Below are 21,836 nucleotides of genomic sequence, written 5' to 3' on the forward strand. Positions count from 1 at the left end.
TATTCTTACTCCGCTGCGAAAAGTGGTACACGGTCCATATCAGGGGTCGCTTCACGACGCGACATCTTGATAAGGTTAGTGATTGAATTCATGTATGAATCAGGTAGCTTTTCCCAGCTTTTTGTTTCTTTGTTGTAAGCCCAGGCTGCGTTGCCGTCTAAAGACTGCGCTGCTAAAGCGAGGCGGCCAACACTTAAATAATCAACAGTAATATCCTGGCCTTCAAAATTCAGAGTACCCTGGAAAGCTGCCATTTCAGAGCCGTAGCCCATTTCGATGCTGTAAGCTTCCAGGATCTGACGGTATTGCTCTGAACGTTGTACGTCAGAACGCTCCATCAACTCACGTAGTTTTTCTACGCGCTCCAGACGGCGTTCAGTACGCAGCGGAATATCGGCGTTAACAAACTGTTCTAACGCATCAATCATCCGGAACATCAGCGGTACAGTGCCTTTGTTGGTGTTCTCGAGATCATCCATCTGACGTTGCAGAGAGTTGATCTGGCGCTGTTGGTCGTTAACCAGCGTTTGCAAAAAGTCGTTGTAAACTTTTAAATTTTCGGTTTGCACCACAACCACACGATACTCACCCAATAGTTCCTGAGTTTGCTCGTATATCGTGTTTATTTTTTCCTGAGACTGCAAAGCAGCACGTTGGATCTGGCTGTTAGCCTGGTGAAGATCTTTTAAGTCTGTTGCAGCGGCTGAGCCGGCAAAAGCTAAGCTGCCAGCTAACGCTGAGGCAACAAGACTCTTTTGAATTTTTTTGTTAAACATAGTTCCCAACCAATTATTGCTGATTAACGTAACCTGATTAGTGTAAGAGCTTATGCTGAAATTCAGTTACAAAATTCAGATACAATAAGCCCTCGGTTAGAGGGTAAACCGTCCGCATCATTGCAGTTAAAACGCAGGTTGTCAACAGCATGCAGCTGCCTGAACCTAACGTTTACCACGATGATCCGGACGGTTTCTCACCCATTTTATGTGCCATTAAATCGGTCTTTCTGAAAATTTAATGAAACATTAAATTTATTGCTTATTTTATATTCGGTGTCAATTTACCTGCGGTATAGAGGTCGACCATAGCATCAAGTGACAATGCTTTAATTTTGCTACCATTTCCGGCACATCCGAAGGCTTCATAGCGCGCAATACAAATATCTGCCATGGCTTTTACCGAAGCCTGCAAATACTTCCGTGGATCAAACTCCGCCGGATGCTGCGCCAGGTAGCGGCGAATCGCGCCGGTAGAGGCTAATCTTAAGTCAGTATCAATATTAATTTTACGCACGCCAAACTTAATACCCTGCTGTATTTGAGCTACAGGAACACCATAAGTTTCCGGGATTTTTCCACCATACTCGTTTATCACTTCCAGCCAGTCTTGCGGCACTGATGATGAACCATGCATAACCAGATGGGTATCCGGGATCCGTTGATGGATAGCTTTAATCCGATCAATTGCCAGAATATCATCTGTAGGTGGCCGGCTGAATTTATAGGCTCCGTGCGATGTGCCGCAGGCAATTGCCAACGCATCTACCTGTGTTTCGCGTACAAACTGAGCCGCTTCTTCCGGATCCGTCAGCATCTGGTCATGGGTTAATACGCAATCCGCCCCAATACCATCTTCCTCTCCGGCCTCACCGGTTTCCAGTGAGCCAAGGCAACCTAACTCACCTTCAACTGATACACCACAAGCGTGCGCTATTTCCACAACCTTGCGCGTAACATTTACATTGTAGGCATAATCCATCGGTGTCTTACCATCTTCACCCAATGAACCATCCATCATCACTGACGAAAACCCCAGCTGAATGGAACGCTGGCACACCGCCAGTGAGGTGCCATGATCCTGATGCATTACCACCGGTACATGCGGAAACTCCTCCACCGCTGCCAGGATCAGGTGCCGTAAAAACGGGGCTCCTGCATATTTACGTGCGCCAGCAGAAGCTTGCACAATCACCGGGCTGTCCGTTTTATCCGCGGCCAGCATAATGGCGCGCATTTGTTCCAGGTTGTTTACATTAAATGCCGGAATGCCGTAGCCTACTTCGGCGGCGTGATCGAGCATTTGCCGTAATGATATCAGTGCCATGAAAGCCTCTCTTTTATACTAAAGTACAGTTCGTAATAACATCGTGTTATGTAGGTAAAATGTCGTGCTTATTTTATTATGAATTCTTCATGAGATTACATTTAATGCTTTTCGCTGGCGCGTTGCTCCAGTATAGCGACTGCCGGTAAGGTTTTGCCTTCTAAAAACTCTAAAAATGCGCCTCCGCCGGTAGAAATATAAGACACATCATCAGCAATGCCATATTTATCAATAGCGGCCAGCGTATCACCGCCACCGGCAATTGAAAATGCGTCACTGCTGGCAATCGCTTCAGCCACGGCTTTGGTTCCGGCCGCAAACTGCTCAAATTCAAATACGCCTACCGGGCCGTTCCAGACAATAGTGCCGGCTTTTTTAAGAATATCAGTTAACTGGCCGATGGTAGCCGGGCCAACATCAAAAATCATTTCGGTACTGGCGACATCAGACGCCAGCTTTAAACTGGCTGCCGTTTGCTCGCTAAACTCCTGACCTACCACCACATCGGTTGGTACCGGTATGATGGCACCGCGGGCTTTAGCTTGCTCGATTAGCCGCTTTGCTTCGGGAATCAAATCGGGTTCATACAATGATTTACCAACATTATTGCCCTCGGCGGCAATAAAGGTATTCGCGATACCGCCACCAACAATAAGTTGATCAACCAGCCCTGACAAGGACTCCAGCACCGTCAGTTTGGTAGAAACTTTTGAACCACCAACGATGGCTACCAAAGGCCGTTTCGGGTTCTTTAACGCCGCCCCTAGGGCATCTAGCTCTGCCACCAGCAACGGACCGGCACAAGCCACGGGTGCAAATTTGGCCACGCCATGAGTAGAGGCTTGCGCCCGGTGAGCCGTGCCAAAGGCATCCATCACAAATACATCACACAATGCAGCCAGCTGCTTTGCAAGCTGGTCATCGTTTTTGGCTTCACCTATGTTAAAGCGGACATTTTCAAACACCACCACTTCAGCCGTGTTTGCCTCCACTCCCTGCAAATAGTCACTGGCCAATTTGACCGGAACCTGCAACGCTTCAGCCAGATAATCCACTACCGGCTGCAACGACGCTTCTTTCGTAAATGTACCTTCTTCCGGCCGACCTAAATGCGACATCACCATCACCCGGGCACCTTGATCAAGAGCCAGTTTTAACGTAGGAATGGCTGCTTTTAAGCGGGCATCAGAGGTTACTTTACCGTCTTTTACCGGCACATTTAAATCTTCCCGAATTAAAACCCGCTTTCCAGCTAAATCCAGATCGCTCATCCGAATAACGCTCATATTTCGCTCCTTGTCTTTAAATTTTTTGCAGCATAGCTCGCGCTGTATCAAGCATCCTGTTGGCAAAGCCCCATTCGTTATCACACCATACCAGGCATTTAACCAGGCGTTTATGGCTAACCCGGGTCTGGGAGCCATCAACAATGCAGGAATGCGGGTTATGATTAAAATCAACTGACACTAATGGTTCTTCAGTATAATCGAGAATGCCAGCAAGGCTGGCCAAACCGGCTTGTTGCAGTGCCGAATTTACTCTGGCGATACTCACATCCTGATGCAAGGTAACGCTTAAGTCCATTGCCGTAACGTTGACCGTAGGCACCCGCACGGCAATTGCTTCAAAGCGGCCGGCAAATTTTGGCAAAATGCGCTCAATGCCAAGTGCCAGTTTTGTATCAACCGGAATAATAGATTGACTGGCCGCCCGGGTACGGCGTAAATCGGGATGATATGCATCAATTACCTGCTGGTCATGCATCGATGCGTGAATAGTCGTTATTGTACCGCTTTCCACCCCAAAATGCTGATCCAGCACTTGAATAACCGGAACGATACAGTTGGTGGTGCAGGAACCAGCCGAAACAACCGTCATTTCCTGGCGTAGCAAATGCTGGTTAATGCCATAAATAATAGTGGCATCAATATCGGTATCTGCCGGATGAGAAAACAGCACTTTTTTCGCCCCGGCCGTCAAATGCCAGCTGGCGTGCTCCCGGCTATGAAATACTCCGGTGCATTCCAGCACAATATCAACGTTAAGTTCTGTCCAGGGCAATTCCAGCGGATCGGCTTTACTATATAAGTTAATCTTGTCGCCAGCGACCCGAATACCACCTTCAAAAGATTCCACTTTACTGCCGAAACGGCCGTGCGATGTATCGTATTTTAGCAGGTGCGCTACGCCTTTAGCATCGGCCAGTTCGTTAATAGCAACAACTTGTAGCTGCTGTTGCCAACCATTTTCATAAATAGCCCGCAAAATATTGCGGCCAATCCGGCCGAAGCCATTAATTGCCAGTTTAATTGCCATATCACCACATAAAAGTGGGACCGCAAAGCGGCCCCGGAGTTGAATTAATGCTAACGGTTAACCGTTAAGCTGGTTGGTTGCGGCATCCACTATCGCATCGACGGTAATACCAAAATGCTTAAACAGCTGCTCGGCTGGCGCGGACTCTCCAAAGCTGGTCATACCGATCACATCCCCTGCTAAACCCACATATTTGTACCAGCTGTCGACAATGCCAGCTTCTACCGCAATGCGTTTGGTTACCGCTGCCGGTAATACCGCTTCACGATAAGCCGCATCCTGGGCGTCAAACACATCGGTCGATGGCATAGATACCACCCGTATCTGCCTGCCCTGGCCGTTCAGGGTTTTGGCCGCTTGCACTGCCAGCTCAACCTCTGAACCGGTGGCAATAATAACCAGCTCCGGGCGTTGCTCGCTGTCCAGCAACACATAGCCACCGCGTTTAATATTATTTACTGTTGCCGCATCACGCGGTTGTTGCACCAGGTTCTGCCGGCTGAAAATCAAGGTCGTCGGCCCGTCAGTGCGCTCAATTGCAGCCTGCCAGGCTACTGCTGATTCTACCTGGTCACAGGGGCGCCAGTTCATCAGATTTGGGGTGGCACGCAAACTGATCAGTTGCTCTACCGGCTGGTGGGTTGGGCCATCTTCGCCCAAACCAATTGAGTCGTGAGTATAAACAAAGATTACCCGCTGCTTCATTAGTGCAGCCATCCGTACCGCATTGCGGGCGTATTCCATAAACATTAAAAAGGTCGCGCCGTAAGGTACAAAGCCACCGTGCAAGGCAATGCCATTCATCATCGCCGACATGCCAAACTCACGTACACCATAGTATATATAGTTGCCGCTGGCGTCTTCTGCAGTCAGTGGTTTTGAACCCTGCCAGATGGTCAGGTTAGAACCGGCTAAATCCGCCGAGCCGCCCATCATTTCCGGCAACAACGGGCCAAACGCATTTAAGGCGTTTTGTGATGCTTTACGACTGGCAATAGTAGCGGGGTTAGCTTGCAGCTTTTCAATATAGGCTTGCGATTGTTCTGCCCAGTTAGCGGGCAATTCGCCCGCGGTGCGACGTTTAAACTCGGCAGCTAACTGAGGATGCGCCTGCTGATAAGCGGCAAACAAGCTATTCCATTGTTTTTCTGCCGCAGCACCTTTTTCGTTGGCGTTCCACAGGGCGTAAATATCTTCGGGTATGTCAAAGGCGGCATGTGGCCACTGCAGAAAGTTGCGCGACGCAACAATTTCATCTTCCCCTAACGGTGCACCATGGCTGTCATGACTGCCGCCTTTATTCGGCGAGCCATAGCCAATTACCGTTTTACAGCAAATAAGGGTGGGTTTGTCTGTCTGAGCCTGCGCTTGAGCAATTGCCGTGTTTACGGCGTCACTGTTATGGCCATCTACATTAGCAATAACGTGCCAGCCATAGGCTGCAAAACGGGCCGGCGTGTCATCGGTAAACCAACCCTCAACGTGACCATCAATTGAAATGCCGTTGTCATCCCAAAAGGCAATCAGTTTATTCAGGCCCAAGGTGCCGGCAATAGAACAGGCCTCATGAGAAATACCTTCCATCAAACAGCCATCACCTAAAAATACATAGGTGTGGTGATCAACCACCGCAAAATCCGGCTGATTAAACTGAGCCGCTAATGCTTTTTCAGCCAGGGCCATGCCTACTGCATTAGTAAGGCCCTGGCCCAACGGGCCGGTAGTGGTTTCGACACCCGGCGCATAACCATATTCGGGGTGGCCTGGGGTTCTGGAATGCAACTGCCGAAATTGCTTTAAATCGTCAATGGTTAAATCATAACCACTAAGATGCAACAAAGAGTACAGTAGCATCGAACCATGGCCATTAGATAAAATGAACCGATCCCGGTCTGCCCATGCCGGATTAGCCGGATTATGCTTCAGGTAATCCCGCCAAAGTACTTCAGCAATATCTGCCATGCCCATAGGCGCGCCAGGGTGGCCTGATTTTGCTTTTTGAACTGCATCCATACTTAAGGCACGGATGGCATTGGCGAGTTGTTTACGAGATGGCATTGTAGCTCCTGCTAGTGGCTTTAATGGGGACGACATAAAACTTGGGCCTTATTTTCACTTACTGTTGTCCAGATGGCAAATGATAATCCTTAGCAACCAATATTTTCCTGTCGCAAGTGATCGCGCTGTTAACTTTACCGTAAACTTTGGCATTAAAGACGTCTGGGCGTCAAATATTACTAGCCAAGACCGGCCTGTTTTACTAAAATAAGCGGCTATTTTTCTGGTGGTGATAATAAGGCTGTGTTCTTAGCCCTATCTAGCAATGCTGATTAAACAGTATTGCGGCCCCAGCGTGATGAATTAACCAACTTTGGTGGAATACAACAGATGGCACAACATATTTTTACTTCTGAGTCGGTATCTGAAGGACATCCGGACAAAATCGCCGATCAAATCTCCGATGCAGTATTAGATGCAATTTTAGAACAAGACCCGAAAGCCCGTGTCGCCTGCGAAACCTTTGTTAAAACAGGCATGGTACTGGTAGGTGGCGAAATTACCACCACGGCCTGGGTTGATATTGAAGAACTAACCCGTAAAACCGTTCGTGAAATTGGTTACACCCATTCTGACATGGGTTTTGACGCCGATTCCTGCGCGGTGCTCAATGCCATTGGTAAACAATCACCTGACATCAACCAGGGTGTCGATAAAACCGACCCGCGCGAGCAAGGTGCAGGTGATCAGGGGTTAATGTTTGGTTACGCCAGTAACGAGACAGACGTTTTAATGCCAGCCCCGGTTACCTATGCGCACCGCTTAATGCAGCGCCAGGCTCAGGTTCGCAAAGACGGTACCCTGCCCTGGTTACGGCCGGATGCCAAGTCACAATTAAGCTTTATTTATGAAGATGGTAAGCCGGTGGGTATCGATGCAGTGGTGTTATCTACCCAGCACTGTGACACCATCAGCACCGAGAACTTACGTGAAGCCGTTATGGAAACCATTATCAAGCCGGTACTGCCTGCTGAATGGTTAACCAGCAACACCAAATATTTTATTAACCCAACCGGCCGTTTTGTGATTGGCGGCCCAATGGGCGACTGCGGCCTGACCGGTCGTAAAATTATCGTTGATACCTACGGCGGTATGGCCCGCCATGGGGGTGGTGCTTTCTCTGGTAAAGACCCATCTAAAGTAGACCGCTCTGCCGCTTATGCCGCTCGCTATGTTGCTAAAAATATCGTGGCCGCCGGCCTGGCTGACCGCTGCGAACTGCAGGTATCTTATGCCATTGGTGTTGCCGAGCCTACGTCTATCAGCCTGGAAACCTTTGGTACCAGCAAGCTGTCTGAAGAGCAGCTCATCAAGTTGGTGCGTGAGCACTTCGACCTGCGCCCGCATGGCCTGATTGCCATGCTGGATCTGGAGCGGCCAATTTACGGCGCTACCGCGGCTTACGGCCACTTTGGCCGCAGCGAGTTCCCGTGGGAGCAAACCGACAAAGCCGATTTACTGCGCCAGTATGCAAAGTAAGGGTAGCTTGTAAGTGTACCCTATAGCGTGAAGTGTGTGCTCATGAGCATGTGCCAACACGGCAGGTAAAAGGAGAGCTTCGGCTCTCCTTTTCTGTTTTTATTGGCGATTCGGCTTATTTTTCACTTACCAATACTGGTGTTTTGTGTATGATAAAGGCGTTTTACCTTCCAGGGTTAAGCTGCAAGCGATAGCAGCTAACAAATAAAAAGATAAGAAAGATAATAAGGTCAAAGGAAATATTATGTCTGAGCAAACTGCTGCCGTAAAAACCGGTTGGCTGAACCGTGCGCTAAACGGTATTGAAGTTGTCGGTAATAAACTACCCGATCCGGCGGTATTATTCGGAATATTGATGGTTGTGGTATGGGTCGCCTCCTGGCTGCTGTCCGGCGTGTCATTTAACGAGGTTGATCCCCGTACCGGCGAAGCAATTTTAGTTAATAACCTGCTGCAAGCCGATTCACTGGCTACCTTTATGTCCAAAATGGTCAATACCTTCGTGACTTTCCCGCCGCTGGGCGTAGTACTGGTTGCTATGCTTGGCCTGGGGGTTGCAGAATATACCGGTTTTATTAATGCCGGTCTGCGTTCTATTCTCAGTCTCACCCCCAAAATGCTGTTGACACCAGTGTTAGTGTTTGTAGGTGTGGTCAGCCATATGGCGGTAGATGCGGGTTATGTGTTGGTTATCCCGCTGGGCGCGGTAATTTTTTATGCAGCAGGCCGCCATCCACTGGCAGGTATTGCAGCAGCCTTTGTTGGCGTGTCAGGTGGCTTCTCGGCTACGGTACTGCCATCAAGCCTGGATCCGTTACTGTCGGGTCTTACTCAGGTTTCAGCGCGTTTATCCGCCGATCCGGCAGCCGCCGAAATGTTTATCAGTCCGATGAACAATTACTATTTCACCACGGCTTCTACCGTGTTAGTCGTGCTGATTGGCTGGGTATTAACAGACAAATTTATTGAGCCCAGACTAAAGTCAACGCCAGTTGATGGTGATCCGGCTGATATGCCGAAGATGGACGACCTTAAGCCGAACGAGCGTAAAGGTTTACGCTGGGCCAGTTTATCTATGCTGTTAAGTATTGTCGTGCTTGTATTATCTACCTTACCTGAAACCTCTGCCTGGCGTGCCCCGGCAGGTACAGAGCTTGCTGAGGGTCAAAGTAATCTGCTGGTGTTTGCCGCGCCATTAATGCAATCTATCGTCAGTATCATTTTCATCTTCTTCCTGATCCCGGGTATCGTTTATGGCTATGTTTCCGGCACGGCCAATAACCATCGCGAAATCATCAAAGGCATGAGCAAAGCGATGAGCGGTATGGGCTATTATATCGTTATGGCATTTTTCTGTGCTCAGTTTATTTATGCTTTTGGTCAGTCAAACCTTGGCGCGTTACTCGCGATAAAAGGCGCTAACTGGTTACAGGAAATGGCGTTCCCGATGGGCTTTACCCTGATTGGCATTGTATTTTTATCCGGATTTGTCAATTTAGTGGTCGGCTCCGCTTCGGCCAAATGGGCACTAATTGGTGCCGTTATGGTACCGATGCTGATGGAGCTTGGCGTATCACCTGATTTAACTCAGGCGGCTTACCGGGTAGGCGATTCTTCTACCAATATTATTACTCCACTGCTGCCCTACTTTCCGTTGGTCGTGGTGTTTTGTCAGAAATATGTCAAATCTACCGGTATTGGTACCTTAATTGCGCTAATGCTACCTTACTCAATTGCCATGCTTATTCTCTGGACCTGCTTCCTGCTTGGTTTCTGGGCACTGGATTTACCACTGGGTATTGGCGCAAGCTACACTTTCCCGGCTACCGGCCAGTAATAGCTGCAGTAATCGTTATACTAAAACCGCTGCCATTGCAGCGGTTTTTTATTCTGAAAATACGTTATCCCTGCTACCATTAACCACTTTATTCCCCGGAAAATGAAATATGCGTATTCCACGTATTTATACGCCACAGGCTCTTACGGTAAATAAGCCATTGCAACTTGACGAAGAAGCCGCCAATCATGTGGGCCGGGTGCTGCGGATGCAGCCAGGGCAGGCATTACAATTGTTTAATGGCGACGGCATTAACTACGCCGCGACAATCGCTGATGTCAGCAAAAAACAGCTAATGGTAATCATTAGCCAGGCTCAGCCAAACCCGGTAGAGTCACCACTGCGTATTCATTTAGGCCAGGCCATTTCACGTGGCGACAGAATGGATTTTGCTATCCAAAAAGCGGTGGAGTTGGGGGTAACTGAAATCACCCCACTGTTTACCGAGCGTTGCGGGGTAAAACTTGACGGCGACAGACTAGCAAAACGAAATGAGCAATGGCAAAAAATTGCCATTAGCGCCTGCGAGCAAAGTGGTCGCAGTGTGGTACCACAGGTTAATCCGGCCATTCAGTTAGACTTGTGGTTGTTACAAGCAACAAATTCATTGCAGCTGACCTTGGATCCGCGGGCCAGCGCCACCATTAAAACCTTAAGCGCCAGTCAGGATATCCGGTTGGTAATTGGTCCGGAAGGCGGCTTTACCGACAGTGAAGTTAGCGCTACCAGCCAGGCCGGCTTTACCGGCATCCAGCTTGGCCCAAGAGTGTTACGCACGGAAACCGCAGCACTGACGGCAATAAGTGCTTTACAACTGCAATTTGGCGATCTCGCCTGAGGCTTCTATGACAGCAATTAAATTGGGGGTTGTAATGGACCCCATCAGCCAGATCAATATCAAAAAAGACTCCACTTTTGCTATGCTGCTTGAAGCACAGCACCGTGGCTATGAAATTCACTACATAGAAATGGCCGACTTATATTTATTGGAAGGCGAAGCACGTGCTACCACCAAAACGCTGACGTTGCGCGAGGATACCCAAAGCTGGTATCAATTTAATAAGCAGCAAGACATGGCCCTGGCTGATCTTAACGTTATTTTAATGCGCAAAGACCCGCCATTTGATACTGAGTATATTTACGCTACCTATATATTAGAGCGGGCAGAGCAAGCCGGCAGCTTAATCGTTAACAAGCCACAAAGCCTGCGCGATGCCAACGAAAAACTCTATACTGCCTGGTTCAGCCAGTTCACTCCAAAAACTCTGGTTAGCCGTGATGCGGCAAGGCTGAAGGCATTTTATCAGGCGGAGCAGGATGTCATTCTTAAGCCACTGGACGGCATGGGCGGTGCATCGATATTCCGCTTAAAGCCCGGTGATGCCAATGTCAGCGTAATAATAGAAACCCTGACCGAGCATGGCAGCCGTTATGCGATGGCCCAACAGTATATTGCTAAAATAAGCGAAGGTGATAAACGGATCTTAGTGGTCGACGGCGAGCCGGTACCCTATTGCCTGGCCCGTATTCCGGCCAGTGGCGAAACCCGCGGCAATCTGGCGGCAGGTGGCAGAGGGGAAGCCAGGCCCCTGACCGATTCAGATTGGGCGATTGCCCGGGCGCTTGGGCCGGTATTGAAAGAAAAAGGACTCATTTTTGTGGGGTTAGACGTAATAGGTGATAAGCTTACAGAGATCAATGTCACCAGCCCCACCTGTATTCGCGAAATCGAGGCGGCTTATCCGGTAAGCATTACCGGTATGTTATTCGATGCCATCGAACAACGCCTGGCCGTCACCTGAATGCTGTAACCACAAAGCTGTAACTTAAAAAGTGAGGTTGTTATGCAAGATTTCCAGAATCATTTTCTTATTGCTATGCCTGCACTGGACGATCCGATGTTTAAGCGCAGTGTTACTTATATTTGTGAACATTCTGCAGAGGGCGCGATGGGCATTGTTATTAACCATCCGCTGAATGTTACCGTAGCTGAGTTATTGCAACAGTTAGAAATCGAGTTTGACGGCGACAGTGCGGTTGCCCGCAGTGCCGTTTGCGCTGGTGGCCCGGTGCAGAGTGACCGCGGCTTCGTGCTGCACAGCCCGAAAAGTGGTTATCACAGTAGTTTAGAGCTGAACAACGGCCTGATGGTCACGACATCTAAAGACATCTTAATGGATTTAACCACTGAGGCGGCGCCAGACAAGTTTTTGCTGGCTCTGGGTTATGCCGGTTGGACGGCAGGTCAGCTTGAGCAGGAAATTGGTGACAACAGCTGGCTGGTGATCCCTGCTGATAATACGATTATTTTTGATTTAAGCCATACTGAAAAATGGCAGTCTGCCACGGCTAAAATGGGCATTAAGCCCTGGCAATTAACCACAGAGGCCGGCCACGCATAATGAGCAGCAGAACCGTACTGAGTTTTGATTACGGCACCAAGAGTATCGGCGTGGCGGTAGGCAATGAGCTTACCGGCAGCGCCACCTTACTTAATGCCCTTAAAGCGCAAGACGGCATCCCCAACTGGGATCAGATAGCAAAACTGATTAACGACTGGCAACCACAATTATTGCTGGTTGGCTTGCCGCTGAACATGGACGGCAGCGAGCAGGAGTTTACTGTTCGCACCCGCAAATTTGCCAATCGTCTGCATGGCAGGTTCGGCTTAGCGGTTGCCTTCCATGATGAACGCCTGTCAACCGCAGATGCCCGCAGCCGGTTATTTGCTGAAGGTGGTTTTCGCAAACTGGCGAAAGACAAAGTAGATAGTGTGTCGGCCCAAATTATTTTTGAAGGTTGGTATGAACAACAACCCTGAGCAGCTAAACAGCCTTAAGAAAGCCAAAAAATCTGAACGAGCTAACAGTCCTGAACCAAACATTGCTATTGGCTATTATCAGCATTATAAAGGGGCTTACTATCAGGTGATTGACCTTGCCCGCCATAGCGAAACCGAAGAATGGCTGGTCATTTACCGGCCACTGTATGGCGATAAAAGCTTATGGGCCCGTCCCGCCAGCATGTTCGCAGAAAACGTTATCATTGCCGGTGAAGAGCTGGCGCGTTTTCAGTATATTGGCAACCAGCCACCCGCCTGAAATGCTCTCCCCAAGCGAGAAAAGTATTGTCCCTGACCGAAAATCACCGCGTTTAACCGCTTATCATATTTTTAACCTGCTTACGGCAAATTAGTTTTAGTATCTACCCGGCTTGCTACAGCTTGGCAAAATGTCGTTACATTTAACTTATTAATGAATACGCAGGAGCATGTTATGTTTGAACCGTCAGAGTGGCTGCACCTATATGAGCAAAGCAGTACCGGCTTTTTACTGTGGTTTGTACCATTGTTTTTAGTTATCTATTTTATCCCGACGTTGATTGCAATGTTTTGTAATCGCCGGCATCTGGGCAAAATAGCACTGGCTAACATCCCGGCCGGCTTGTCAGTGATTGCCTGGTTTGGACTGATCGGTGTGGCATTCAGCGGCAAACTAAGAACCAAAAAATAAATTATAACGAAGAAAATGGAGAGCACTTATGAGTAAGAATGTCAGTCAGGCGCTGGTCGATATCTATGTCGCCCCCAAACAGGTTTTTAACGCATTACCCGACAAAAAAGGCTGGAGCTGGTTGCCGTTATTAATCATTCTTGCCATTAATGCTATTGGCATCTGGTACTTTTATTCTGGTATGAGCCCGGAGTGGATTGTCGAGCAGCAAATTGCCCAAACCGCCCACAACCTGACACCGGCAGAAATTGAACAAAACCGTGCGGTAATGGGCCAGATGGCCGACAAAACCGGTATTATTTCGGTTGGTGCTGTGTTGGTCATGACCCCCATTCTGTTTGCTATTATGGCGCTATATCTGATGCTGGTGGGTAACCCTGGCCAAAAGCGCCCCTACGGTGACTGGTTCGCTCTGACTATTTGGAGCAATATGCCCGGGGTTATCAATATGCTCGGATTAATTGTTCTGGTATTAATCAGTAGTGATCCGAACCTGCCGTTAACCACAGCTAACTACTTGTCGCTAAACCAATTAGTGCTGGGGCTGGAGCCTGGTCAGGCCTGGTATGCCTGGGCCGAAAACTTCAACTTAATATTTTTGTGGATCAGTGGTTTATTTGCTGTTGGCCTGCATTGCTGGAGTGGTTACAGCACGGTGAAAAGCGCCTTGCTGGGTTTTCTGCCACTGGTCGTTATTTATAGTCTGTGGGCTGCTTTTATCTAACACGGCTAAACGGATTTAACCCATGAAAAAAGTTCTGATATTGCTGGTTATCGTCGTGGCACTGGGCGGCTTAATCGCGCTCAGTCAATACCGTAAACAGCAGCAAACCACCAGCGTTACCACGGCGCTGGTAAGCGAGGGCGCCCTGGCCGACAGTATTCTGGCCTCTGGTAATCTGGAATTTAACACTCAAATTCAGATCCGCTCAGAAGTGACCGGCCGGGTGCTGGAAGTCCTGGTGGCAGAAGGTGATGTGGTCGAAAAAGGCCAGGTGCTAATGCGCCTGGACGACACCGCTTTTGCTGCCGACGTTAACCGCACCCGCGCTATGGTACAAAGCCAGCAAATTGATATTGCCCGGGCTAAAGCACAGCTGACTGATTTGCAACGACAATTCAGCCGCCAGCAGCAGCTTTACAGCAATGGCCTGATTCAACAGGAAACCATCGACAGTCTGCAAAGCCAGCTCGATATTGCCCATATTAATGTTCGGGCCGCTGAAGCAGCCTTGCAACAAGGTCAGGCAACGTTAGCGATGGCAGAAGATAACTTAAGCAAAACTGTGTACCGGGCGCCCATTGCTGGCTTGCTTTCAACCGTTGATATTAAACCGGGTGAAACCGTAATCGCAGGCAGCACCAACATCATTGGCAGCCCGCTGATGACCCTGGCCGATCCCAGTGCCATTCTGGCAGAACTGCGGGTAGACGAAGCCGATATTGCTAATGTGCACCTGGGGCAGCAAGCTGAAATTTACGCTGCGGCCTACCCACATCAGGCCATTAACGGTGAGGTTATCCAAATTGCGACGTCGGCACGTTACATGAATCAGAGCCAGAGCCTGTCATTCCGGGTTAAGGTATTACTGCAACCTGAAGATATTGCCCTGTACCCAGGCATGAGTTGTCGTGCTGAAATTATTTTATCGCAAAAGCAACAAAGCCTGCAGGTTCCCATTGCGGCAATTCAGCAAAGCACACAACAAAATGACCACCAAAAAGAAGACTATTTTGTCTGGAAAGTTGACGGCGATTTAGCAACAAAACAAACCGTAACCCTGGGTATGGCAACTGATATTGCGCAGGAGATTATCAGCGGCCTGCAGGTAGGCGATGAGGTCATCGTGGGCCCTGCCCGCACCATGCTGGGGCTGACTGAAGGCCGACGCCTGAACACTGAGCGGCAGGAAAACTGAAATGAGCGATGCAGTTATTCAGCTTGCCCGGGTCAGTAAAAGTTATCAGATGGCTGATGAAACGTTTTACGCGTTAAAACAGGTTGATTTAGCCATTACCGAAAACGATTACGTCGCCATTATAGGGCCGTCCGGCTCTGGTAAGTCAACCCTGATGAATATTCTTGGTTGCTTAGATACGCCCAGTGCTGGTCATTATCAGCTGGCTGGACGCGATGTCTCAACCATGAATGAAACAGAGCTGGCTGAGCTTCGTAATGAGGCTGTCGGCTTTATTTTTCAAAGTTTTAATCTGCTACCCCGGGCCACCGTGCTGGCCAATGTTATGCAACCGCTCATTTACCGCTTAATGGCAAACAGTGAGCGTAAAACCCTGGCATTAGAGGCTTTACGCCGGGTGGGCCTGAGCGACAAAACCAGACATTTGCCTAACCAGTTATCCGGCGGACAACGTCAGCGCGTTGCTATTGCCCGGGCTCTGGTTACCAAGCCACGAATTCTGTTGGGCGATGAGCCCACCGGTAACCTGGACAGCAAAACCAGCAAAGACATTATGGCATTGTTTGACCAGCTGCATCGCGAGGGCCATACCATCATTCTGGTGACCCACGAACAGGATATTGCCGATCACTGCCAACGGGTTATCCGGCTGGTTGACGGCGAAGTGGAACAGGATTTTCGAAACCCACAGGGAATAATGGACAATGCTTAAATTATTACATGCTGGTTTTGAAGGAACAAAAGCCGCCTTCGCCTCAATTCGTGCCCATGGCCTGCGCAGCGCCCTTACCACGCTGGGTATTATTATCGGCGTGGCGGCGGTAATCACCGTGGTCGCCATTATGCAGGGGCTTAGCCACAGCATCACCAGCCAGCTGGATGATTTAGGCAGCGATATGATCACACTGCGGGCTTACACGCCAACCAATCAGCAAATGCTCGGCATTCAGAACCGCTTGCACTACGATGATTTTCTGCTGTTAAAAAGCCGGATAAGCAATGTTGAAGATATGACCGCCAGCATGCAGGCATTTAGCATGGGCTCGCAGGTGCAATATGGCCGCAACACCGCGCAATCACAAATTATCGGCACCGACAGCAGTTATCAGAATGTGGTTAGGGTATATCCGGAATCAGGCCGGTTTTTGTCAGGCAGCGATGATGATCGCCGCCGTCGCGTTGCCTTTGTCGGTTCGTCGTTAATTAAACAGCTTGATTTACCCGCTAACCCGGTCGGCGAGTTTATTAATCTATCCGGTGACTGGTTTCGGATCATTGGCGTAGCCGAAACCCGTGGCAGTATGTTTGGTTTTGATCAGGACAATTATATTATTGCGCCGTTCAGCACCATTCGCTCGCTCAGTGGCGAACGGGCGGCGCGCAATATTGATGTTATGTTTCGGCCAGCGCCCGGCGCCGATGCCAAACAAATTCAGCAACAAATGCGTGCCGTACTGCGCCAGCACTATAAATTAGCAGCGGATGAACCTGATCCATTTGAATTTGTCAGTGCTGAGCGAATGATAGAGCAGTTTAATACGATTACCAGCACCATTACCCTGGTTGCTGGCGGTGTGGTAAGTATCAGCTTACTGGTCGGCGGCATTGGCGTAATGAATATTATGCTGGTATCCGTTACCGAGCGAACCCGTGAAATTGGTATCGTTAAAGCCCTGGGCGCCACACCACAGTTTATTCTCATTCAGTTTCTGGTAGAGGCGCTGGTGCTATCGCTGTTTGGTGGCATTATTGGCCTGGCGCTCGGCGCTGGCGTCGCCAGCTTTATAGGCCTGATGATGCCGGCCATGCCTGAAGCACTGGTACCATTGTGGGCGGTGTTACTGGCCATCGGCTTCACTACTCTGATTGGCGTGGTATTTGGTCTGGCACCGGCTATTAAAGCCTCCCGCTTAAACCCGATTGATGCCCTACGTTATGAATAGCCCGCTATGACTAATACCGCATCTTACTGGCGCCAGCATTGGCAACTTTGCTGGCAAACCAATCGTGCTTATCGCATTGGCCAGGCCGTAACCTTTGTGCTGTTTGTCAGTTTTTATGTTTTGTACAGCCTGCCTTTTATCCAGCAAGAGCAAAATGGCTTACTGGTTATTTTCTTTATTCGCTATCTGCTCGAAGCCATGTTTTTTGTCCTGGGCAGCCATTTTTTACTTCGTCCGCCGCTCAGAATCTATTATTACCGCGGGTTTAGTCTTGGCGCCGGCGCAATGTTTTTCTGTGTGCTGGTGGTAACGGCGCTGTTGTTAGCGCTGGTCAGCGTTTACATTTCGTTTTTGCCGGCCCTTAGCCCTACCGATATGCAGCAAATAGCCATTATTAATAAAGACAGCGCCGAGGGCCTGCAAATGCACTTTTCACTCACTACCCTGCTGGTAATGATGTGGTCGATGCATGTTGGCCTTTATATGCTGTGGAGTTCGTTTTATATCGGCTGGCAAATGCGCCAAAGTCGTAAGGCCCTGCAGCAGGAAATGCAACAAGCCAGGTTGCAACAACTGACCAACCAGCTTAATCCGCATTTTCTATTTAATGCGTTTAACAGTATCAGGGCTCTTATTTTTGAAGATCAGCACAAAGCAGCGGATACCGTAACTCAGCTGGCTGAATTGTTCCGGGTTCACTTGCAGGCACACTTAAGGCCCACTGCCACCTTGCAGGAGGAGTGGTTGCTGTGTCAGCACTACCTGAAAATTGAGCAGGTAAGGTTAGAGCAACGTTTGCAGCTTGAGCTAACCATTGCCCCAGAGGTAACACAGCAATTACTGCCAACACTTTGCTTACTTACCTTACTGGAGAATGCGGTAAAACACGGTATCAGCCCCAATACTGCCCCCGGCAAAATCACCATTCAAGCGTCAAGATTTGGCGCCCGCTGGCAGCTGAACATCACTAATTCTGTTGGCGCGGCATCCAATAATCAGTGCACCGGCACCGGCCTGGCAAACTGCCGCAAACGCCTGCAACTGATGTTTGGCGAGCAAGCCAGCTTTGTTACCCGGCACGACCACAATCAGTTTATCGTGGCGCTGGAGTTGCCGTATGTCTAATGGCTACAAAACCTTAATTGTTGATGACGAACGCCTGGCCCGCAATGAATTGAAACGGCTGTTACAGGCGCACCCAAATTGCGAGGTGGTAGCAGAAGCGGCCAGCGCCCGCGAGGCATTAACGATATTAGCAGAGCAACATATCGACCTGGTATTTCTGGATATTCAGATGCCGGAAATTACCGGTATCGAGTTAGCCAACGAAATCCCTGCCACAACCCGCTTCGTGTTTGTTACCGCGTATAACGGCTATGCCCTGGATGCCTTTTCGCTCAACGCCGTAGACTACTTGCTAAAACCAGTCGCACCAGAGCGCCTGGCAAAAACCATCGGCCGCCTGCCAGTACCGGATAATACCGCCGGCACAGACCCGACTACCAACTCAGAGCAGCGGAACAATGAGCTGTTTTTACCAGAAAATCACGGCATTTTGCTTAAATTTGGCGATATTAACCGTATAGTTCGTTTGCAGGAGATTTACCGCTTTGCATGCATTGGTAACCACGCAGCCGTTTACACCACTTACGGCAAAAGCTTTATTTATAGCTCGCTGGCCCGGATTGAGCAAAAGCTCGATCCGGCTTTTTTCTTTAAAACCAGCCGGGCTGACATCGTCCGGCTGGATGCCATTGAACATATTGAAACCGGTATCAGTGCCGGCGCTATGCTAGCTGTGCTGCGAGATGGTCAGCAGATAGACGTCAGCCGCCGCCAGGCTCAGCAACTGCGTCAGCATTTTAGCGGTTTTTGAACCAAAACCATATCAGCCGCCGTGCTGCCGATACCATTCTCCCACCATTAAACTGGCTGCCACGCTGACATTTAACGACTCTACCTTGCCGCTACCAGGTATTTGCAATGCGATATCGGCGCTATTGGCAACGGCTTTAGACACCCCGAACATTTCTTCCCCAAACACAATAACCACTTTTTGCGGTAATGCTGTGTTGTATAGTGACTGACCGCCGTGGCTTGAGGTAGTGACTAAACTATATCCTGCGTCTTTGCATAGCTTTAACGCCAGCGGCATATCATCACAACTAAGCGGGCTGATAAACTCACCGCCGCCCTCAGCGGTACGCAGCGCCGCACCTGATTGTAATAACTGTGGCTCACGCATAATAATGCCGGTAACGCCAAAATGAGCACAGGTACGGGCAATAGCGCCTAAATTGTGCGGGTTACCGACACCATCAAGTGCCAGTAAACAATCCTGCCTGGATTTGTTCCCAGCAAGATAACTGGCAATGCTGGCAATAGGTTTGCGCTTCACTAACAGGACTATGCCACCATGATGCTGGCTGGCGGCCACTTTCTCCAGCTCGGCATCGTCAACAATATGGTAGGCTTTCTTTGCATTGGCCAGATATTTCATCACATCGGCAAACTTCGGTGCCATTTGTTGTGATATGTACAAGCGGATAATGGCTTCTGGTCGCTGGCTGAACAGCACCCGGCAGGCGTTGTCACCATACACTTTACTTTCTGCTGGCTGGCCCGAGCCCCGGGCGGATTTACCAGCGTCTTTGCTGTTGGTTATGCCAGTGCTTAGGCTGTTTTTCCGACTATTCTGCTCGCTGCTCGTCTTATTCAACGCGGCTTTTTTTAGCCAGGGCTTGCTTAGGGCATTATTCTGGCTATCGTTGCTGCCTTGTTTGGGGTGTCGCTGCGGGTTGCGGCCAGCGCGTTTTGCTTTCTCAGCCATAAAAAATCCTGTGTCAGGCGAAATGGCGCCAATTTTAGCATCGCTATCGTGCTATTACTTGTATTTTTCCGCTACCGCAGTATCCTTGGCGGCATTAAATTAACTGTTAACATATCAGGGCCAGTGCCATATGCTGAGTTACCGCCACAGTTATCATGCCGGCAACCACGCCGATGTCTTAAAACATCTGGTACAGGTAACTATTCTGGATTATCTGCTGCAAAAAGATAAACCACTGTGCTATCACGACACCCATGCCGGTGCCGGGTTATATAGCATGGGTAGTGAGCATTCCCAAAAAACTGCCGAGTATCAGCAAGGCATAGGCCGGCTGTGGCAATACCAGCCAGTATCAGCGCCGCTGGCCCGGTATGTAGCGCTGATAAGCAGCCTGAACCCGGACGGTGAGCTGGCGTTTTACCCTGGTTCACCGAAAATTGCGGCCCTGATGCTGCGCCCGCAAGACACCATTCAGGCTACTGAATTACACCCCAGTGATTTTCCTATTTTGCAAAGCCAGTTTGCCAGGCGCCGATACAGCCGGATCGAAAATATCGATGCGTATGCCGGCTTTAAAGCCATGCTGCCCCCGCTGCCAAAACGCGGCCTGGTATTAATAGATCCGCCTTACGAGCTGAAAACCGAATATACCGATCTGGTCGCAGGCCTCGAAGAAGCCTACCGGCGTTTTCCACAGGCCACTTATGCTATCTGGTATCCGGTGATCGAACGTGAAGCGGTAGAAGCCTTTATTAAGGCCATTGTTGGTACTGGCATTAAAAACCAGCTGCGGATCGAGTTTTGTCCGTTGCCGGATAAAGCCGGTTTCGGCATGAGTGGCAGCGGTATGCTGGTAATTAATCCTCCTTACACCCTGGCGCAGCAAATGCGCGACGCGTTAACCGAGCTGGCGCCTTTGCTTGGGAGCAATAATGTTGCTGACAATAGCCATGGCAATAAAGCGTTTAACACTCATGAGCAAAGTAGTGACAATTTATGGCAGGTCAGCCAGTTGGTAGGAGAATAAACCATGACATTTGCAGCCAGAATAAGCCTTTTTTCAGCAGTATTCGCCCTAAGCGGTCTGGTGTTAATGCTTTTCTCAACCAGCACTCAGGCGTTTGGCCGTGCCGGCCATATGATGATATGCGAGATGAGCTATCAGCTGGTGCAACCGGCGACCCGGGCCAAACTGGACCAGTTAGTTAGCGCAACCCCGTATCAAAACTTCGGCCCGGCCTGCGTCTGGCCAGATGAAGTTCGTTCGCAAGATGAGTTCAGCTGGAGCAAACCGCATCATTATATCAACTTGCAGCGCGGTGAAACGGTCGTTAGCCGCAGCCACTGCCCTGAGGTGGGTTGTGTGGTTTCAGCAATTGAAGATATGCAGCTACGGCTTGGTCAAAATACCGATGACTGGCAGGCATTATTATTTCTTAGCCACTATATCAGCGACCTGCACCAGCCATTGCATGTCAGTTTTGCCGATGATTTAGGGGGTAACCGTACCGCAGTGTATTTTTATGGTAAGCCATCCAATTTACATGGCGTGTGGGACAGCAATATGCTTAGCAAACTGGGTTACGACGAGCCGGCCAAGCAGCAGCAATTGTTTGCCAGCTTAACCGCCAGCCAGCAGCAACAATGGCAGCAAAGCAATGTAATGGACTGGACCAATGAATCAGCCACCATCACCATTGGTTTGTATCAGGATTATCGTCCAGGCATGCTAATTGATGATAACTACCTGACTCAATACCAGGCCGTGCTCGAGCAACGCCTGCTACAAGCCGCCGTGCGCCTGGCGGCCACTCTGGATACGCTGCTGACACCTTAGCC

Annotated in this window: 22 protein-coding genes; 16 read left to right on the plus strand and 6 right to left on the minus strand. The window is 49.5% G+C overall.

Features of this window, described 5'->3' with window-relative positions; genetic code table 11:
* Positions 1 to 5: 5 nt before the first annotated feature.
* The 5 genes from B2Q61_RS15270 to tkt form a co-directional block, all read right to left on the minus strand.
* Entirely contained in the window at positions 6 to 776 is a 771-nt protein-coding gene (locus B2Q61_RS15270) for a DUF3450 domain-containing protein (RefSeq protein ID WP_290617308.1), read from the minus strand.
* A gap of 262 nt (positions 777 to 1,038) precedes the next feature.
* Positions 1,039 to 2,103 carry a class II fructose-bisphosphate aldolase gene (fba, locus tag B2Q61_RS15275; protein ID WP_290617310.1) on the minus strand — a complete coding sequence of 355 codons (1,065 nt, stop codon included), beginning with the start codon at positions 2,101 to 2,103 and terminating at the stop codon, positions 1,039 to 1,041.
* Positions 2,104 to 2,204: 101 nt separating this feature from the next.
* Positions 2,205 to 3,389 (minus strand): phosphoglycerate kinase, encoded by a 1,185-nt coding sequence (locus B2Q61_RS15280; protein ID WP_290617312.1) that lies wholly within the window; start codon positions 3,387 to 3,389, stop codon positions 2,205 to 2,207.
* Positions 3,390 to 3,405: 16 nt separating this feature from the next.
* Positions 3,406 to 4,419, minus strand: a complete 1,014-nt coding sequence (gene epd / locus B2Q61_RS15285; RefSeq protein WP_290617314.1) for an erythrose-4-phosphate dehydrogenase — start codon at positions 4,417 to 4,419, stop codon at positions 3,406 to 3,408.
* Between the two features lie 57 nt (positions 4,420 to 4,476).
* Entirely contained in the window at positions 4,477 to 6,477 is a 2,001-nt protein-coding gene (gene tkt / locus B2Q61_RS15290; RefSeq protein WP_290617316.1) for a transketolase, read from the minus strand.
* Positions 6,478 to 6,807: 330 nt separating this feature from the next.
* On the opposite strand from tkt, the gene metK reads away from it, so the two are divergent.
* The 14 genes from metK (at position 6,808) to B2Q61_RS15360 (ending at position 19,043) form a co-directional block, all read left to right on the plus strand.
* Positions 6,808 to 7,956, plus strand: a complete 1,149-nt coding sequence (gene metK, locus B2Q61_RS15295) for a methionine adenosyltransferase (protein ID WP_290617318.1) — start codon at positions 6,808 to 6,810, stop codon at positions 7,954 to 7,956.
* Positions 7,957 to 8,200: 244 nt separating this feature from the next.
* Positions 8,201 to 9,793 (plus strand): AbgT family transporter, encoded by a 1,593-nt coding sequence (locus tag B2Q61_RS15300; RefSeq protein ID WP_290617320.1) that lies wholly within the window; start codon positions 8,201 to 8,203, stop codon positions 9,791 to 9,793.
* 109 nt (positions 9,794 to 9,902) lie between these two features.
* On the plus strand, positions 9,903 to 10,631 hold the full coding sequence (gene rsmE, locus B2Q61_RS15305; RefSeq protein ID WP_290617322.1) for a 16S rRNA (uracil(1498)-N(3))-methyltransferase: 729 nt from the start codon (positions 9,903 to 9,905) through the stop codon (positions 10,629 to 10,631).
* Between the two features lie 7 nt (positions 10,632 to 10,638).
* On the plus strand, positions 10,639 to 11,595 hold the full coding sequence (gene gshB / locus B2Q61_RS15310; protein ID WP_290617323.1) for a glutathione synthase: 957 nt from the start codon (positions 10,639 to 10,641) through the stop codon (positions 11,593 to 11,595).
* Positions 11,596 to 11,637: 42 nt separating this feature from the next.
* Positions 11,638 to 12,195 (plus strand): YqgE/AlgH family protein, encoded by a 558-nt coding sequence (locus B2Q61_RS15315; RefSeq protein WP_290617325.1) that lies wholly within the window; start codon positions 11,638 to 11,640, stop codon positions 12,193 to 12,195.
* Positions 12,195 to 12,614 carry a Holliday junction resolvase RuvX gene (gene ruvX, locus B2Q61_RS15320; protein WP_290617327.1) on the plus strand — a complete coding sequence of 140 codons (420 nt, stop codon included), beginning with the start codon at positions 12,195 to 12,197 and terminating at the stop codon, positions 12,612 to 12,614. Before B2Q61_RS15315 ends, ruvX begins: the two co-directional genes overlap by 1 nt.
* Complete coding sequence (locus B2Q61_RS15325) at positions 12,598 to 12,894, plus strand: DUF1653 domain-containing protein (RefSeq protein WP_290617329.1); 297 nt, start codon at positions 12,598 to 12,600, stop codon at positions 12,892 to 12,894. The genes ruvX and B2Q61_RS15325 overlap by 17 nt, the downstream gene beginning before the upstream one ends.
* A gap of 174 nt (positions 12,895 to 13,068) precedes the next feature.
* A complete protein-coding gene (locus B2Q61_RS15330; RefSeq protein ID WP_290617331.1) occupies positions 13,069 to 13,305 on the plus strand; it encodes a superinfection immunity protein in 237 nt (78 codons plus the stop codon).
* 28 nt (positions 13,306 to 13,333) lie between these two features.
* Complete coding sequence (locus B2Q61_RS15335) at positions 13,334 to 14,029, plus strand: YIP1 family protein (RefSeq protein ID WP_290617332.1); 696 nt, start codon at positions 13,334 to 13,336, stop codon at positions 14,027 to 14,029.
* A gap of 22 nt (positions 14,030 to 14,051) precedes the next feature.
* Positions 14,052 to 15,224: an efflux RND transporter periplasmic adaptor subunit gene (locus B2Q61_RS15340; protein WP_290617334.1), complete on the plus strand. Its 1,173-nt coding sequence runs from the start codon at positions 14,052 to 14,054 to the stop codon at positions 15,222 to 15,224.
* Between the two features lies 1 nt (position 15,225).
* Positions 15,226 to 15,936 carry an ABC transporter ATP-binding protein gene (locus B2Q61_RS15345; RefSeq protein ID WP_290617336.1) on the plus strand — a complete coding sequence of 237 codons (711 nt, stop codon included), beginning with the start codon at positions 15,226 to 15,228 and terminating at the stop codon, positions 15,934 to 15,936.
* Complete coding sequence (locus tag B2Q61_RS15350) at positions 15,929 to 17,167, plus strand: ABC transporter permease (RefSeq protein WP_290617339.1); 1,239 nt, start codon at positions 15,929 to 15,931, stop codon at positions 17,165 to 17,167. Before B2Q61_RS15345 ends, B2Q61_RS15350 begins: the two co-directional genes overlap by 8 nt.
* A gap of 6 nt (positions 17,168 to 17,173) precedes the next feature.
* Positions 17,174 to 18,292 carry a sensor histidine kinase gene (locus B2Q61_RS15355; RefSeq protein WP_290617341.1) on the plus strand — a complete coding sequence of 373 codons (1,119 nt, stop codon included), beginning with the start codon at positions 17,174 to 17,176 and terminating at the stop codon, positions 18,290 to 18,292.
* Positions 18,285 to 19,043: a LytR/AlgR family response regulator transcription factor gene (locus B2Q61_RS15360; RefSeq protein ID WP_290617343.1), complete on the plus strand. Its 759-nt coding sequence runs from the start codon at positions 18,285 to 18,287 to the stop codon at positions 19,041 to 19,043. The genes B2Q61_RS15355 and B2Q61_RS15360 overlap by 8 nt, the downstream gene beginning before the upstream one ends.
* Before the next feature lie 12 nt (positions 19,044 to 19,055).
* On the opposite strand, the gene B2Q61_RS15365 is transcribed toward B2Q61_RS15360, so the two are convergent.
* Positions 19,056 to 19,997 carry a tRNA/rRNA methyltransferase gene (locus B2Q61_RS15365; RefSeq protein WP_290617345.1) on the minus strand — a complete coding sequence of 314 codons (942 nt, stop codon included), beginning with the start codon at positions 19,995 to 19,997 and terminating at the stop codon, positions 19,056 to 19,058.
* A 130-nt stretch (positions 19,998 to 20,127) separates the two neighbouring features.
* Here B2Q61_RS15365 and B2Q61_RS15370 point away from each other — a divergent pair, with 130 nt between their 5' ends.
* The gene (locus B2Q61_RS15370) at positions 20,128 to 21,024 is read left to right on the plus strand and encodes a 23S rRNA (adenine(2030)-N(6))-methyltransferase RlmJ (RefSeq protein ID WP_290617347.1); all 897 of its coding nucleotides are present in this window, start codon (positions 20,128 to 20,130) and stop codon (positions 21,022 to 21,024) included.
* Positions 21,025 to 21,027: 3 nt separating this feature from the next.
* Positions 21,028 to 21,834, plus strand: a complete 807-nt coding sequence (locus tag B2Q61_RS15375; protein ID WP_290617349.1) for a S1/P1 nuclease — start codon at positions 21,028 to 21,030, stop codon at positions 21,832 to 21,834.
* Positions 21,835 to 21,836 lie beyond the last annotated feature (2 nt).

The sequence above is a fragment of the Arsukibacterium sp. UBA5043 genome, from assembly GCA_002415085.1.
Lineage (GTDB): Bacteria > Pseudomonadota > Gammaproteobacteria > Enterobacterales > Alteromonadaceae > Alishewanella.

Excerpts from the sequence above, each read along its gene's own strand:
- rsmE (WP_290617322.1), top strand. The coding sequence starts at position 9,903 with ATGCGTATTCCACGTATTTATACGCCACAGGCTCTTACGGTAAATAAG.
- B2Q61_RS15315 (WP_290617325.1), top strand. The coding sequence starts at position 11,638 with ATGCAAGATTTCCAGAATCATTTTCTTATTGCTATGCCTGCACTGGAC.
- B2Q61_RS15270 (WP_290617308.1), bottom strand. The coding sequence starts at position 776 with ATGTTTAACAAAAAAATTCAAAAGAGTCTTGTTGCCTCAGCGTTAGCT.
- B2Q61_RS15365 (WP_290617345.1), bottom strand. The coding sequence starts at position 19,997 with ATGGCTGAGAAAGCAAAACGCGCTGGCCGCAACCCGCAGCGACACCCC.
- B2Q61_RS15335 (WP_290617332.1), top strand. The coding sequence starts at position 13,334 with ATGAGTAAGAATGTCAGTCAGGCGCTGGTCGATATCTATGTCGCCCCC.
- B2Q61_RS15360 (WP_290617343.1), top strand. The coding sequence starts at position 18,285 with ATGTCTAATGGCTACAAAACCTTAATTGTTGATGACGAACGCCTGGCC.
- B2Q61_RS15340 (WP_290617334.1), top strand. The coding sequence starts at position 14,052 with ATGAAAAAAGTTCTGATATTGCTGGTTATCGTCGTGGCACTGGGCGGC.
- B2Q61_RS15355 (WP_290617341.1), top strand. The coding sequence starts at position 17,174 with ATGACTAATACCGCATCTTACTGGCGCCAGCATTGGCAACTTTGCTGG.
- B2Q61_RS15330 (WP_290617331.1), top strand. The coding sequence starts at position 13,069 with ATGTTTGAACCGTCAGAGTGGCTGCACCTATATGAGCAAAGCAGTACC.
- metK (WP_290617318.1), top strand. The coding sequence starts at position 6,808 with ATGGCACAACATATTTTTACTTCTGAGTCGGTATCTGAAGGACATCCG.
- B2Q61_RS15370 (WP_290617347.1), top strand. The coding sequence starts at position 20,128 with ATGCTGAGTTACCGCCACAGTTATCATGCCGGCAACCACGCCGATGTC.
- fba (WP_290617310.1), bottom strand. The coding sequence starts at position 2,103 with ATGGCACTGATATCATTACGGCAAATGCTCGATCACGCCGCCGAAGTA.
- B2Q61_RS15350 (WP_290617339.1), top strand. The coding sequence starts at position 15,929 with ATGCTTAAATTATTACATGCTGGTTTTGAAGGAACAAAAGCCGCCTTC.
- gshB (WP_290617323.1), top strand. The coding sequence starts at position 10,639 with ATGACAGCAATTAAATTGGGGGTTGTAATGGACCCCATCAGCCAGATC.
- epd (WP_290617314.1), bottom strand. The coding sequence starts at position 4,419 with ATGGCAATTAAACTGGCAATTAATGGCTTCGGCCGGATTGGCCGCAAT.
- B2Q61_RS15325 (WP_290617329.1), top strand. The coding sequence starts at position 12,598 with ATGAACAACAACCCTGAGCAGCTAAACAGCCTTAAGAAAGCCAAAAAA.
- ruvX (WP_290617327.1), top strand. The coding sequence starts at position 12,195 with ATGAGCAGCAGAACCGTACTGAGTTTTGATTACGGCACCAAGAGTATC.
- tkt (WP_290617316.1), bottom strand. The coding sequence starts at position 6,477 with ATGCCATCTCGTAAACAACTCGCCAATGCCATCCGTGCCTTAAGTATG.
- B2Q61_RS15280 (WP_290617312.1), bottom strand. The coding sequence starts at position 3,389 with ATGAGCGTTATTCGGATGAGCGATCTGGATTTAGCTGGAAAGCGGGTT.
- B2Q61_RS15300 (WP_290617320.1), top strand. The coding sequence starts at position 8,201 with ATGTCTGAGCAAACTGCTGCCGTAAAAACCGGTTGGCTGAACCGTGCG.
- B2Q61_RS15375 (WP_290617349.1), top strand. The coding sequence starts at position 21,028 with ATGACATTTGCAGCCAGAATAAGCCTTTTTTCAGCAGTATTCGCCCTA.
- B2Q61_RS15345 (WP_290617336.1), top strand. The coding sequence starts at position 15,226 with ATGAGCGATGCAGTTATTCAGCTTGCCCGGGTCAGTAAAAGTTATCAG.